The sequence below is a fragment of the Candidatus Tisiphia endosymbiont of Stenodema calcarata genome (genome assembly GCF_964030695.1).
GTDB lineage: Bacteria > Pseudomonadota > Alphaproteobacteria > Rickettsiales > Rickettsiaceae > Tisiphia.
In genome coordinates this window covers 1,418,627-1,431,619 of sequence record NZ_OZ034911.1, presented here as the reverse complement: position 1 = coordinate 1,431,619, position 12,993 = coordinate 1,418,627, and the positions used below count along the sequence as shown (strand labels likewise).

The 12,993-nt window shown below is 31.4% G+C and carries 13 protein-coding genes, 2 tRNA genes and 1 pseudogene; 9 read left to right on the top strand and 7 right to left on the bottom strand.

The window, feature by feature from the left end:
- Nucleotides 1-48 precede the first annotated feature (48 nt).
- The 6 genes from ACQH1W_RS06805 (at nt 49) to ACQH1W_RS06780 (ending at nt 3,276) form a co-directional block, all read left to right on the top strand.
- Entirely contained in the window at nt 49-1,290 is a 1,242-nt protein-coding gene (locus ACQH1W_RS06805; RefSeq protein ID WP_375333242.1) for a PQQ-binding-like beta-propeller repeat protein, read from the top strand.
- A gap of 122 nt (nt 1,291-1,412) precedes the next feature.
- Complete coding sequence (gene rplM / locus ACQH1W_RS06800; protein WP_375332688.1) at nt 1,413-1,880, top strand: 50S ribosomal protein L13; 468 nt, start codon at nt 1,413-1,415, stop codon at nt 1,878-1,880.
- A gap of 6 nt (nt 1,881-1,886) precedes the next feature.
- Nucleotides 1,887-2,363 (top strand): 30S ribosomal protein S9, encoded by a 477-nt coding sequence (gene rpsI / locus ACQH1W_RS06795; protein ID WP_341748113.1) that lies wholly within the window; start codon nt 1,887-1,889, stop codon nt 2,361-2,363.
- Between the two features lie 61 nt (nt 2,364-2,424).
- Nucleotides 2,425-2,501: transfer RNA gene (locus ACQH1W_RS06790), tRNA-Met, on the top strand.
- Between the two features lie 206 nt (nt 2,502-2,707).
- Nucleotides 2,708-3,043 carry a YraN family protein gene (locus ACQH1W_RS06785; RefSeq protein ID WP_375332689.1) on the top strand — a complete coding sequence of 112 codons (336 nt, stop codon included), beginning with the start codon at nt 2,708-2,710 and terminating at the stop codon, nt 3,041-3,043.
- 158 nt (nt 3,044-3,201) lie between these two features.
- A tRNA-Thr gene (locus tag ACQH1W_RS06780) sits at nt 3,202-3,276 on the top strand.
- Between the two features lie 426 nt (nt 3,277-3,702).
- On the opposite strand, the gene ACQH1W_RS06775 is transcribed toward ACQH1W_RS06780, so the two are convergent.
- From ACQH1W_RS06775 to ACQH1W_RS06745, 7 genes and pseudogenes are all read right to left on the bottom strand, one after another.
- Nucleotides 3,703-4,020 carry a transposase gene (locus ACQH1W_RS06775; RefSeq protein ID WP_341762749.1) on the bottom strand — a complete coding sequence of 106 codons (318 nt, stop codon included), beginning with the start codon at nt 4,018-4,020 and terminating at the stop codon, nt 3,703-3,705.
- A gap of 200 nt (nt 4,021-4,220) precedes the next feature.
- Nucleotides 4,221-4,529, bottom strand: a complete 309-nt coding sequence (locus tag ACQH1W_RS06770; protein WP_341761783.1) for a nucleoside triphosphate pyrophosphohydrolase — start codon at nt 4,527-4,529, stop codon at nt 4,221-4,223.
- 26 nt (nt 4,530-4,555) lie between these two features.
- Complete coding sequence (locus ACQH1W_RS06765; protein ID WP_425361211.1) at nt 4,556-5,428, bottom strand: palindromic element RPE1 domain-containing protein; 873 nt, start codon at nt 5,426-5,428, stop codon at nt 4,556-4,558.
- A 6-nt stretch (nt 5,429-5,434) separates the two neighbouring features.
- Nucleotides 5,435-7,912: pseudogene (locus ACQH1W_RS06760) on the bottom strand (UvrD-helicase domain-containing protein); the annotation flags it as partial.
- 220 nt (nt 7,913-8,132) lie between these two features.
- Nucleotides 8,133-8,672, bottom strand: a complete 540-nt coding sequence (locus ACQH1W_RS06755) for a demethoxyubiquinone hydroxylase family protein (RefSeq protein WP_341762748.1) — start codon at nt 8,670-8,672, stop codon at nt 8,133-8,135.
- A 41-nt stretch (nt 8,673-8,713) separates the two neighbouring features.
- The gene (locus tag ACQH1W_RS06750; RefSeq protein WP_341761140.1) at nt 8,714-9,583 is read right to left on the bottom strand and encodes a phosphatase PAP2 family protein; all 870 of its coding nucleotides are present in this window, start codon (nt 9,581-9,583) and stop codon (nt 8,714-8,716) included.
- A complete protein-coding gene (locus ACQH1W_RS06745) occupies nt 9,570-10,484 on the bottom strand; it encodes a phosphatase PAP2 family protein (protein ID WP_375332690.1) in 915 nt (304 codons plus the stop codon). Before ACQH1W_RS06745 ends, ACQH1W_RS06750 begins: the two co-directional genes overlap by 14 nt.
- Nucleotides 10,485-10,910: 426 nt before the next feature.
- Here ACQH1W_RS06745 and ACQH1W_RS06740 point away from each other — a divergent pair, with 426 nt between their 5' ends.
- Genes ACQH1W_RS06740 through ACQH1W_RS06730 form a run of 3 tightly spaced genes read left to right on the top strand, consistent with a single transcriptional unit; the run spans nt 10,911 to nt 12,680 of the window.
- Nucleotides 10,911-11,285: a cupredoxin domain-containing protein gene (locus tag ACQH1W_RS06740; RefSeq protein ID WP_375332691.1), complete on the top strand. Its 375-nt coding sequence runs from the start codon at nt 10,911-10,913 to the stop codon at nt 11,283-11,285.
- A 16-nt stretch (nt 11,286-11,301) separates the two neighbouring features.
- The gene (locus tag ACQH1W_RS06735; RefSeq protein ID WP_375330746.1) at nt 11,302-12,129 is read left to right on the top strand and encodes an FTR1 family iron permease; all 828 of its coding nucleotides are present in this window, start codon (nt 11,302-11,304) and stop codon (nt 12,127-12,129) included.
- An 8-nt stretch (nt 12,130-12,137) separates the two neighbouring features.
- On the top strand, nt 12,138-12,680 hold the full coding sequence (locus ACQH1W_RS06730) for a septation protein A (protein ID WP_341761144.1): 543 nt from the start codon (nt 12,138-12,140) through the stop codon (nt 12,678-12,680).
- Nucleotides 12,681-12,993: the final 313 nt, after the last annotated feature.

The window sequence follows — 12,993 nt, the reverse complement described above, 5'->3', positions numbered from 1 at the left end:
AGTTAATTCTTATCCCTAATTCGCGTAACAACAAAGGCTTAAATTATGATAAAACAACGATTAATTATTTTCTTACTACCTTTTGTTCTAACTTCTTGCGGTCTTGGAGCTAAAAAGATTAAAAATATTGTAGAGTTAACTCCTAGATTATCTGTAGAAAGTAATGAAACAATTCAAATAGATTCTACTGTAAGAACAAATATATTTAGCCCTGAACAGCTTCAAAATAAGGAATATACTGTTGCAAAATATAAAATAATATCAGAGCCAGTTTTTAATAAAGCTGTTGCCTATACCATTGATACTAAAGGTAATATTTCTGCTTTTTCTATGAAAGATAAATCTATTATGTGGTCATATAATATCAGCACTAACAAGAGTGATTATTATGTTGGTGGAGGGATATTATGCCACAATGATAAACTATATGTTACCTATGGTTCAAGATTCTTGGTCGTATTAGATAGTAGGTCAGGTCATGAAATAATCAGAAAAGAGTTGCCTGATATTACTAGAGTAAAACCGGTATTAATTAATAATCATACTATTGTAGTTCAAACAGTAACTAATCAAATATTAGCGATTAATATTGATAATTTAAATTTTGTTTGGCAACATGAAGGTGTAATAGAAACTTTGTCATCAAGTTACCATGTTAGCCCAATAGTACAAAATAATCATGTAATAGTAAATTATAATTCAGGGCAAATTCTTGCTCTAGAAGCAGGTAGCGGTCGAGTTCTATGGACTAACGATTTGTCTAGTCATCAAGAAATAGGCTTGCCAAATTTTGAGGCAGCATCTATATTATGCAAACCTATTGTCAATAACTCTCACATATATATAGCTAATAGTGCTGGTAAGATAGTCAAGCTAGATATTATGACGGGTAATATTCTTTGGCAAACCAAAGCTTATGATGTGCAATCTATGTTGTTAGCGGGTAATAGTTTATTTATAACAAATAATGCTGGACAAATAGCTGCTATAAGTACTGATTTTGGTAAAGTCAAGTTTGTAGCAGATTTAAATGATGGGAAAGATATTAAAAAAGTTAAAGCCTCATCATTCCTAACCCCTATAATTAGTAAGGTAGCTGAGGCAGAAGAGTGGAATTTAAATATTATTTCCACTAAAGGTGAATTATATAGTTTCCAATCAGATGTTAATGGTAATTTAAGCACCACTCCACAGATTACTAAAATTACTAAAAATATTGAATATTATGGAAAAACCTGCTGTGGTAGTATGTATTTTGCTACTGATAAAAAAATTATGTTTGTCGATTAGTCAAGAACTATGTTAAATATATATGTACATTTATCTTGACAAAATAGTGGTTATAATGCTATTTAGTATAGCTTAGGCGAGGACAATGATAACATTAATTCTAATTAATAAAGATATATAACGTGAAAACTTATTCTGCAAAACCATCACAAATTCAGAAAAAGTGGTGGGTCATAGATGCTAAAGACCTTGTATTAGGTAGACTTGCTAGTGAAGTATCTAAAATCTTACGTGGCAAACATAAGCCTTCCTTCACTCCTCATTTAGATTGTGGAGATTATGTAATAATAATTAATTCCAAGCATATTTGCTTGACAGGTAAAAAATCAGACCTTAAAGATGGTAAGTTTTATTATCGCCATACTGGTTTTCCAGGTGGAATAAAGGATACAACAGCTGGAAAAATTCTGTCTGGTAAATATCCTGAACGTGTCGTTAAGCTTGCTGTAAAAAGAATGATTACGCGAAATGTTTTGGGATCAAAGCAGATGGGTAATCTATATGTCTATGCAGAGAATGAACACCCACATAAAGCTCAGCAACCTGAGTTTTATGATTTTGCAAGCAAAAATACAAAGAATAAAAAATAGTGAATTATGACAATATTAAAGGTTCAAAGTGAGAAAACCAAAAGCGATACAGTTCAGAGTAAGTTAGTTAAGCCTAAAACGCCTGTAGGAAGTAGTGATAATAAAGTCTATGGTACAGGTAGAAGAAAAAGTGCAATTGCTAGAGTTTGGTTAAAAAGTGGTAGTGGTAAGGTAATTGTCAACAAAAAAAATATGGAGCAATATTTCACTCGTGAAGCTCATACCAAATCTCTTTTGCGACCATTTGTTGTAACCAATACTGCTGGACAATATGATATAATATGTACTGTCAGAGGCGGTGGAATATCAGGACAACTGGGTGCTGTACTACACGGTGTTTCTAGGGCTCTTGACAAAATTGCACCAGAATTTCATAGTATTTTACGCAAATCCGGTTTCTTAACAAGAGACTCAAGGGTTGTAGAACGAAAAAAATATGGTAAGCATAAAGCTAGAAAAAGTACTCAATTCTCTAAACGTTAAAATTTTACAGAGTCTGTTTGGAGTTGTCTAGCATGTGATTTTCTGAAGCTCTTTCCATCATGGCGGGGTAGCTCAGTTGGTTAGAGCAGCGGAATCATAATCCGCGTGTCGGGGGTTCAAATCCCTCCCTCGCTACCACAAAATGCTAATTCATGTGGTAGTTTATTATCGACTTTGTGTAATGGGGGTTTTCATAATAAGAATCAACAACTAATTCTTTAAAGCATTAAGTATACTGCGATTTTTTTTATATTTTATATATGAAAGTTATTAGTGCTACTTGATGTCTATGCTATTATGCGGTGAATGTACTCGAAATTCTTCAAGTTCTTGCAAACATTATTATGAAAAGGATTACATTCGGTTTAATAGCTGAGTATGTAGCTATTATTATTTATAAAATTAAATTTTATCAAATTCTTCACCATCGTAAAAGATATTATGTTGGTGAGATTGATATTATCGCCCTACGTGGAAAACAACTTGTTTTTATAGAAGTAAAAGCAAGGCGTTCTGACGTTGATGATCGGATATTGTCAACTCATCAACAAGCAAGAATAAAAAGATCTGCTAGTGTATTTTTAAGCTCTAACCCAAAATACCAAAATTATCAAGTTAGATTTGACCTAATAATTATTAAACCTTACAGTATATCAATTATTATTGAAAACGCATGGTAATAGAGTTCTTTCTACTAGACGAAAAAGAATCTAATTATACACTATACACTCAAATGCTAACTGACTAAGTAATTATTTTAAAATTATTGCTTGACCAATAAAGCAATATATGTCAAAAAGATCATACTCATATAGTCTGAGACTTCTCTTAAAACTAGGCCGCTATAGCTCAGAGGTAGAGCACATCATTGGTAATGATGAGGTCGTAGGTTCAATTCCTACTAGCGGCACCAATTTTTTATTAGTTGTAATCCTTAAAGTCCTAGTACTCATAAGCTTTCTTCCTATAATTTGTATTAATATTTAAAGACTATCTAAACTTGATATATTTGTCAATTTATCATAAAAACTAGGGCGATTTCTTAAAAAAACCAAAATAAAACCTACATGAAAAATAATAGTTTCTAGTCACATTATTAGTTGAATTATTATTTTAATATTAAACTAAAATAAGTTAATTAAATAAATTAATCTTTTTCAATTGTTTTTGCTTAAAACTTAACATTAATAATTAAACTAATAGACTAGTTAATTAAATTAGTCATTATATCATAAATACTACTCAAATCGTTGATATCTTGATAAAAACTTGCTACCAAAAGAAGTTTTAAAACGAAAAAGCGTATTTTCTACGCTCTCCCTTCGGTCATAACTATTCTTTACTCTCCATGTTGATATCCCCTCTTTCGTTGATATTTTACAGCTTTATCTCTCTCTGTTTTAGGCTTGTGTAATTTAACTGATAATGAATGGTTGGGAGGTCTGATAACTGGCTTCATTCCTTTCTTTCTCAACAATTGATATACAGCTTCACCGTCATACCCTGAATCCCCAAGGAAATCTTTAGCCCTGATACCAATCAGCAATGGCTCAATCTGAGATATGTCACCTGTGTTATGTTCTGTAGTGCTATCAGCTAGGATTATTCCCTTATCATTTACAACAATATATGGTTCTTTTTTCTTCTCTCTTGTCAATTCTGATTTCTTTTTAATTTCTCTCCTTTCTATCAGATTATTTATACTTTTATACTCTATTCTCTATTTATGCAACAAAGCCAGACGGTATTAAAGAAAAAATTGATGAGAGATCAGGGTTCTTTTAGCTTATCACTACAATCTTTGAAATTAGTCACCAGCCCTTTAATAATTGACTCACTTGATTGTTATTGAGTAGCTTAGGTTTTTATGGTTATTTTTTCTAAAACTATTTTATTGTCAAAAGCACCATTGGTATCTTTTTTGTGCTTTTTAATGTTTAGTATATCCTTTAATTTATAAGAGTTGCTATTACATATTGCCTCAAGTACTTCTATGATATCAGCAATTTCTTCGATAGATTCACTTTCTAAAAATTCTTCTACCTCTTCAGAAAGTTTCTGTCTTAATAATTGTTTATACTCAGCCAATTCTGCAATACGAAAGACTGGTATTCGACCAGATTTTAAGATAATTTGCGGAACTGAATCTCTCACTAATTTTGTCATATTGCCTGTGTATTATTGGTTAAAGGTTAACCAATTGTCATAAAATTGGCATTTTCTAGCCATAAAATTTTGCAAATAATTTCATTGTTAGGATATAGTTTTGCTATTATATGTCGGTAAAAATTCAACTGATCAATATAAGATTCCTTAACTAATTGACAGGTTTTAGGTGGACTAGCATCGGATTTATAATCAATAATGGTTATTTTTCCCGTATCAATAGCAAGTAAATCAATTCGTCCTATCTTAACCTCATCATTTATAGTTGTTCCTATCGTCACTTCAGTTTTTAGCTCTTGGGAAATAAGTGCCATAAATTCTATATTATTCAGTAATTTATCAATATTACTATGAATCTTTTCTTGCAAAGTTGTTGGTAACTTGTGAATAAACAGATGTTTATTCATACTAGAAAAATCATTGATCTTTGTGGCATCTTCTAGAATTTTATGAAATATCTTACCATATTCCAAATGATCATTAACTATAAGAGGAAAATTGACTAAATAATTTTGCTTTGTATTTTTGGTGATTTTATTAATTAAAAAAAGATTTGGTACCCAATCTTCAATATCATTCCCACTACCTTCAATGTCATTCCTGCTTCTCTTGATGTCATCCTGCTTCGGTGCAGGATATAGAATATCTAAAGCACCTTTTTGGTCTATTTCTTTAGATTTCTGCCCATTTTCACTTTCTTCTATAGACCTCTTTTGAAACTCTACTTCTGCTGGTGATTTGTACGTCGATGCGGTACTCGAATCCTCACGTACATCTGAGTACGCTGCGGGTTGAGGTTCCGCGTCTCCTTCAAATCCCTCAGCATAAGCGAGTTTCGAAAGAGGTCTAATAACTGATTCATAAACTATAATACCATTTTCCTGTACCTTCCCGTGCATATTCATTGTTCTAGCAACCAACTCATACCAACAATTTTGTGGTAGCTTACTACTTGACTGATAACCACATATCACTAAATGGTCTTCGGCTCTAGTCATTGCAACATAAAGTAGTCTAATATATTCTTGTAAGTCTTTTTGTTGCTCCTTTCCTTTGAGAATTTTAAAGAATTCTGGGCTATTGGCTGATTGAGTGGTAGAGAACACTTGATTTTCGTCCCAAATGAATTTATTACTATTAGTTGGTACTGAACTAGTATCGCACAGAATAACAATAGGTGCTTGCAGACCTTTAGAAGCATGCACGGTCATAATTTTTATCTTACTTGACGATTCTAAGTTTCTTTTAATCTCAATTTTGTTATTTTCAAACCAATAAACAAAGCTTTGCAAAGAGTTATCTATATTATTAGCATAATTGCTACTCAAATATATCAATTCATTTATTACGTCATTACTATCAAAGCCATTAGCCTCAACTAAAACTTTTCTAACATCCAAACAATCGACAATAAGTGGAAAAAAATTCTCACAATTGGCAACCTTATATAGCTGCAAGAAATGGCACAGTTTCTTATATATAATTGCATAGTCTTGGACAGTTTGTAGGTAACCCCAAAGAGAATTTTTGCCTCGAGAAATTGCAATAGTTTGTAGTGCCTGTTCACTCATGCCGATTATTGGTGATTTTAACAGACTAGCCAAATTCAAATCATCTTGAGGTAGTAGTACAAATTTCGCTATGCTCATTAGGTCTAATACTGACAAACTTTTATTTAAAATGATCCGATCAACATCTTCTACTGGTAAACCATGTTGCTTAAGACAATTAATAATCTCAAAAATCAACTCATCTCTCTTGCGTACCAAAATCATAAAATCTGATTCTTTGACTTCGGAATTAGTAGCAGGCAGGATTCTTCGACTTGCTATTTGGCTTTTTATAAAACTAGCAATTTGTTGTGCAAGTAATTGCTGAGCAGATTTGGATTTATTATGCTCTTCCAGTAAAGGCCAAAACAACTTACTCTCTTTTTCATCCTTAACTAATGGCCAAAGTTCAACTCTACCTTTATGAGTTTGACGAAATGGCAAAATTTTAGGATTATCAGATGTAAATAATTGAGGGGTAGTATGTTTAATTTGTTGAAAAATTAGATAGACAATATCAATAATTTCTTTAGTAGATCTATAAGACCACTGGAGGGTAATATTTCTGAAATTCTTATTTGCATCAGATAGGTTTTTATACAAATTTTCATTAACATAACTAAAAGAGCTAAGATTTGCTCCTTGGAAGCTAAAAATCGACTGTTTCTCATCGCCTACAACAAAAATAGTACTTTTTTGCTTAGTGCTAGAAGTAAAGTCTGCTATAATTGCAGTGATAATGTCCCATTGTTCTGGGCTAGTATCTTGTGCTTCATCAACAAGCAAGTGGTCAATCCCGCCATTAAGTTTATAAGCTACCCAATTTTTTGCAGTATTATCCGTTAATAATAACTGCGTAAGATAAATTAAATCATCATAATCAAGCAAACTATGCTGGGTTTTGTAGGAATCATATTTATCAAGAAAAATCTTTGCCAAGTTACGTAATGAATTTGAGTAATTCTCCATATCTTGCATTTTAGCTTGTTGATCTAGCTGAAAAATTCTCTCTTGAATATATTCAAGTTCATTCAATAACTTTGGGTACTTCATTGCCACAGATTTAGGCAATATGTTCTTACGCTTAAGGTTTTCTTTAGTAAGAAAAAATTGTTGAATTTCTTGATCTAGGTCAATAACTATTGAGTATTTTGCCAATAATTGCTTAGCTTGATCATAAATATTTAGTAATTGTGCAGAAATAGTTTGAGTATCGTACTCTACAGAATCCATTTGTTTGGCAAATAATTTTTTAAACTTAATTTTTTGCTGGATTATTTCAGAGAAAATATCATTGATAGTTGTTTCATGGAAATTTGTCAGAAAAAAACTAATCAGCTCATTATAAGTCGGATCTAAATAGATTTGGTTTCTTATTTTGCTAAGAATCCCTTGTGCTGTAATCTCGTCAAGAATCTGAAATTTTGGATTAATACCAACTTCAAAAGGAAATAATTTAAGTATTTTCTGACAGAAAGCATGGATAGTATAAATATGAATACCATCTTCAGAATTTAGTAGTTTGTGATATAAAGTTTTGGTATATTTTACCTCACTTTCTAAAGGCTCTCTAGTAAGTAATAAACCTAACTCTTCAGTTAATTTAGCGGTTTCGTTTGCAGCAAATTTAGCAAGCTTATTTTTAATCCTACTCTGCATTTCAAGGGCGGCTGCATTAGTAAAAGTTAAGCATAGGATTTTTTCAAAGGGGACTCCCTTAATTAGTAACCGCAGCACCCTATCTGTTAAAATTTTGGTTTTGCCTGTACCAGCTGATGCAGAAACCCAAACAGAATATTTGGGGTCAGATGCTTGTTGTTGTAATTCATTCATTTAATTCCTATTTACCTCAGTTTTGGATTAAAATTAAAAATTTCAATCCAAAACTGGCTAGAATATATACGTTTATAAAACGTCTATTAGCGAGGAGTCGCGAAAAAGCGGCGACGTGGCAATCTAGGATACGCGAAGCGTACTACAGCTTCGCTGTTTACCTAGATCGCTACGGCATCTAAAGAGCCTTGCTATGACGATTATAGGAAAATGTAGGATACTATGCTTTTTTACTCACATTAATAGCCATATTACACATTAATTTAATAACTTTATTGATTAAGGAAGCAAATACTATATTACTGCTACCTTGTACTAGGGCTATATCTTTATGTTCAATTTCCTCAGCCTGAAATTGTTTTATGCTATCTACCAATTCTTTCTCTAAATTATACAATTCGAGATAATCTATTTGTTTCTGATAATGTTGTTCAATCACTTCTTCTACACTTTGCGTTAGTAGCATGGCAGTTTTTGTTCCTATCAATATCGATCCACTACCAAGTATATAGCCAATAATATGCCAAAATGGTATAAAAATAGTTGGTCTAACATTACGTTGTAATAACAAATTAGTAAAGTAGCTCAAATGTACTTCTTCTTGCTGCATCATATGTTTTATTGTAGAGGAAGCTTCGTGGTTTTTGCAATAATTTAATTGCCCTTGATAAATTCGTTTAGCTCCATATTCTCCAGCATGATTTACTCTAATAATTTCTTTTATGATATTATCTGAATTGGTGAAATCGGGTCTTGCCATATGCTGCCTTAGTATCTAAATAACGGATAATTTATTGCATTTTATAATATATCAATTTTATTAGATCGGGTAATCTTAGAGATAGTACTAGGAATTAATACAAAAATTCCAAAAACAAGAACACTATATTTTAATATAATACTACAATAGAAAATGAAAATGTTTATTTTTAGAGTAGGTATGAATTTTGCTATGCCAATTAAAATGGCTAGGGATATTAGAGCGGTTGGAATACTAATTTTGTGCTGTAGACCAACTGCCTGATTTTCTATCCATCGTAAGGATAACCCAAAGCCAATGAGAGCTCCTATTGCCATCGGTATCATAGGTGGCCATGGTAAAGATTGAGACACTATGGTGTATAGTGAGATTATTATAGCAAGTAAAAACCAAAATTTTTTGCAACTATGTTGAAATACTTCTACAAGTAATGCTCTTTCTAAATATGTTTTCCATATATGGAAAACACAAAACCCAAATATCAAACCACCAATTACATCATATATACTATGAACACCAAGATATACTCTTGAAAGACCAATACCAATTATTGGCAGTAAGCATAAATACTTAAAAGGACTATTTTTAAGACTTAAAAAGATTGCTAGCCAAAAAGTGGTTGCCACTTGAACATCACCACTAGGAAAGCCAAAAGGATCATACACAGATATTAAATGTAAAGATATGTCAGGACGCGATATTTTAAATAAATTCTTTAACAAGCAATTAAGTAAAGTACAAAAAGGTATTAAAAATCCTAATGATCTAAATAATAATGCCGATGGATTTAACCAATATCCTAAAGCAGTAATGGTAATGTAAAAGTAATCACTAGCAAAAAATGGAAATAACTTAAATATGGTTGTTAGAAAATCTGTTCTTATTTCTACAATCCAACTAGTATCTATCATGAAAAGAATGCTTATAATGATTGATATAGTTTGCAATAAAAACTGATGCTGGGATACAAAATCCGATTATAGCCCATTGCATTTGCCTGATAGCTAATGGTAAAGAGGAGATATAACCAACTGTAAAAAGCATTTTGACTATAAAGAGCATGAAAAAACACAGTATTGTTGCTGATATACTCTTCTGCTTTGAAGAATTGGCTTCGCAAAACTGCGGGGTATTCGCGTACTCACGTAGCTCATCTACGCTCCGTTCGCTCACCCCTTGTTTTACGTTCCAATTCTTCAAATCATTTGAGTATATTTTGCTTCGTAAATTTATAATTGTTATTTTTTTTGTAAAAATGTTTTCAGAAAATATTACTCCAATAAGAGCGTAATATGCCATATATAGATGTTCTTCTACCTTATGTATAGATGCAATGTACAACATCAAAAATGTAGTAAAAGTCAATAAAACTGGTGGCAATATTTGCTTTTTTGTGCTTGCAAGAAATGTATAAAAGGCTATTAATAAAGATCCAAAGAATATGGCTCCTAGAATATCAAAATAATTATGATAGTCACAATAGACTAAACTCATTCCTATTCCAAATAGCAAACCAGTTATCAGAATTTTACATATACGGCTTTGTGTTTTTGTCATCAGCCAACCATATAAAACAACTGAAGACTGCATATGACCACTTGGAAAAGCAAAACCTTGTTTACCAATATGAGCGGATAGTGGTACTTGAAATGTAATTTTTAGAGCAAAATTAAATAACATACTTACTAATATTAAACATATTGCATTAAAAAACACTTTTTGCTCTAACCAAATATAGCCTAGTATCAGTAGTGGGATAATGACTATATCATGACTAAAACTTAAAAAAATCTTAGCAACATTATCTAGCATAAAAAATTGTAGAAGATTTGAACTTATAGACACTATTTACCTAGTCGCCAATTAAACTTCACCCATTATACAGAGTATCTGTATACAAGATTTTATCATTTTGTCAATAGCTAATTACCCAGCTAAAAGCTCCAGTGATTATAATTGTCTTTTTATAGGTGATCATTTATAATTACCTAATTACTTACTGTACAAACTATCAGAGTTGGCTAGAGGAAAAACAACATATTGTTATAAAAAATATTTGATCCTTGATGACTTAGTGGAAATCTAATATATTGTATAATATAGGGAGGGTGCTTATGAATTTATCCAAAAAAATAAAGAACCATAAAAAACAAAAAAACTACACTCTGTTATATGTGCTTGTAGCTATGATTGTATTGGTGTATTTTGTAACTTTAATAAAGCTTTCAAGTTAAAACTATGGAAAAAAAAACTATCCTTCAATTTTTTGGAGGTATTATTCTATTGATAGGTGTAATAATTTTTGCAATTAGTCATCGAAGCACATCTAAGAATGATGTAGATACTAATATAGTAGAAATTGTAACGGTTATAAAGAATCATAGATTTGAGCCAAATATTATTAGAGTAGAAAGTGGTAAGAAGATTCGTTTTACTATCCACAACCAAGATAGTACAGTAGAAGAGTTTGAGAGTCATGATCTGCACCGCGAAAAGATTATTATGCCAAATGACTCTATAAATATCATCCTTGCCCCTTTAGCCCCGGGTAAATATGATTTTTTTGGAGACTTTCATCAAGAGACAGCACAAGGGTCTCTCATTGTTAATTAAATTTATTTAGGTTTAGATGTTTAAAATAGCATTAGTGGTATTCAGGGAATGCCTAGAAATAGCTTTGTTGCTTGGTGTAATACTTGCTGTGACAAAACAATTAGAAAAATCTAGAATTTATATAATTGCTGGAGTCATGCTTGGTACAGTTTCTGCTGCGTTATTTGCTTTCTTTACTCGTAGTATAACCGTAGCATTTAGTGGTCTAGGTGATGAGATATTTAACTCTGGAATCATTCTATTAACAGTTGCATTAATTGGTTGGACTATAGTATGGATGCAAGGTTATGGTATTAAGATAAAACAAAATCTTAATGATTTGTCTGTAAAAATTAGTAGCGGTGATAGTAGTTATATAATGCTAGTACTGATTGTTGCGGCAACTATTCTTCGAGAAGGAATGGAAATTATTATATTAGTTTATAGTATTTCTTCAGTCGAAATTATTGACAGTAATAGCTATCTATTAGGATTAATTATTGGTATAGTCAGTGGTCTAACTTTGGGTGTCATTATCTATTTAGGTTTAATAAAAATAGTAAACCAACAATATATATTTCGTATATCTTCCATTTTATTAATGCTTGTTGCTAGTGGCTTTGCAGCAGAAGCTGCTGGTATATTGAGTTCTTCAGGGATTATTACTATTTTATCCGACCAGCTTTGGGATAGCTCTTGGCTCATTTCTGACAGAAGTATCTATGGTAAATTCCTAAAAATGATTACTGGATATATTGCTAGACCTAATGGATTACAAGTTGTTTTTTATGTTTGTACTCTAGGTTTAATTAATATCTTAATACAAATAAAAATCAGACACACAAAAGCAGTAACAGAGAAATAAAACTATTTATGATTAATTTTTTATCAGAAGTTGCTCCGCTTATAGCTTTTTTTATTGGCTATTTTTATGGTGGTAGTATACAAAGTGCGACGTTATATATACTTATTACTTCAATTATTTGTGTTAGTTTGTGTTATCTTATAGAAGGCAAAGTTTCCAAATCCTCCTTAATATCTTCTGGAGTGTTATTAGTTTCAGCTAGTATAGTTTTGATTAGTGGTAACTCTATGTATATCAAAATCAAACCAACTATTCTATATGTAATTTTTGCTAGTATATTTTTTATCAGTGCCATAAGAAATAAGGCCTTTTTGAAATATATGTTTAATCATTTTGTCCAACTTGAAGATAAGAACTGGAATATTTTAAGCTATAGATCTGCTGCTTTTTTACTGTTCATGGCAGTGTTAAATGAAATAATATGGCGTAATTTTGCAGAATCTACATGGGTTATATTTAAAATATTTGGAGCAATACCTGTAACAATCATTTTCTTTTTACTACAACTACCTTTTATATTGAAGAACAGACTTCCAGATTCAACAGAGTAAGATATACTCTTTTGCTTTGGAGAATTGTTTTTTGAAAATATCAGGAACTCGCGTACTCATGTACTAAATGTACACCTAGCACCTCGACTTGGTAATTCCTGCTACTATACCCCCATTCGGGATAAGAATTAGTCAATTCTTATCCCAAATTCGGTGAAATTATCGCAACAATCAGATTTGAGACGGCTCTGCATCTGATTGTTAAATTAATATTTTGCTAAAAACATGATTTTAATTTTTTAAAATCATGTTTTTAGCTTTAGAAAGGTTTAAAATGCATTCGTGTTAGACGCTTTAAGAATGCATCTTTCCT

Excerpts from the sequence above, each read along its gene's own strand:
- ACQH1W_RS06755 (WP_341762748.1), bottom strand. The coding sequence starts at position 8,672 with ATGGCAAGACCCGATTTCACCAATTCAGATAATATCATAAAAGAAATT.
- ACQH1W_RS06785 (WP_375332689.1), top strand. The coding sequence starts at position 2,708 with ATGAAAAGGATTACATTCGGTTTAATAGCTGAGTATGTAGCTATTATT.
- ACQH1W_RS06765 (WP_425361211.1), bottom strand. The coding sequence starts at position 5,428 with ATGCACGGGAAGGTACAGGAAAATGGTATTATAGTTTATGAATCAGTT.
- ACQH1W_RS06740 (WP_375332691.1), top strand. The coding sequence starts at position 10,911 with ATGGAAAAAAAAACTATCCTTCAATTTTTTGGAGGTATTATTCTATTG.
- rpsI (WP_341748113.1), top strand. The coding sequence starts at position 1,887 with ATGACAATATTAAAGGTTCAAAGTGAGAAAACCAAAAGCGATACAGTT.
- ACQH1W_RS06745 (WP_375332690.1), bottom strand. The coding sequence starts at position 10,484 with ATGCTAGATAATGTTGCTAAGATTTTTTTAAGTTTTAGTCATGATATA.
- ACQH1W_RS06730 (WP_341761144.1), top strand. The coding sequence starts at position 12,138 with ATGATTAATTTTTTATCAGAAGTTGCTCCGCTTATAGCTTTTTTTATT.
- ACQH1W_RS06735 (WP_375330746.1), top strand. The coding sequence starts at position 11,302 with ATGTTTAAAATAGCATTAGTGGTATTCAGGGAATGCCTAGAAATAGCT.
- ACQH1W_RS06770 (WP_341761783.1), bottom strand. The coding sequence starts at position 4,529 with ATGACAAAATTAGTGAGAGATTCAGTTCCGCAAATTATCTTAAAATCT.
- ACQH1W_RS06750 (WP_341761140.1), bottom strand. The coding sequence starts at position 9,583 with ATGATAGATACTAGTTGGATTGTAGAAATAAGAACAGATTTTCTAACA.